Source organism: Xenorhabdus bovienii, from assembly GCF_024721015.1.
GTDB classification, from domain to species: domain Bacteria; phylum Pseudomonadota; class Gammaproteobacteria; order Enterobacterales; family Enterobacteriaceae; genus Xenorhabdus; species Xenorhabdus bovienii.
The window spans coordinates 1-277 of record NZ_JANAIF010000406.1 but is presented as its reverse complement, the minus strand read 5'-3'; the positions used below and the strand labels follow the sequence as shown (position 1 = coordinate 277).

1 protein-coding gene is annotated in these 277 nt (G+C 49.1%); it reads right to left on the bottom strand.

Translation table 11 applies throughout. The annotated features are described in order from the left end of the window. On the bottom strand, nt 1-277 hold a 277-nt coding region (locus NXS07_RS21190; protein ID WP_258087654.1), incomplete at both ends, for a hypothetical protein.

The following is a 277-nucleotide window of genomic DNA, read 5'->3' as shown; positions in this document are numbered from 1 at the left end:
CGTAGGAGGCTCCCTGGCTGGCATCCGAAGCACATTCAGAACGAAGGGACCGAATTGCCGCGCTGGAACCTTTTAAGTCGAAGATTCCATAGCTGACATCTTGATCAATCATCGACAAATTAACCGATGCATTGGCCGCAAGCTGGTCCAATACAAAACCATAGTCCTGCTGACTATTGAAACTGATCTCGACGGGATAATTGTCAACGATCTGCAACACAGCGTTTTCAGCGCCAACCTGAAATGCCCCAACCTCGGTGGTGCCGTTCTTCAAAAA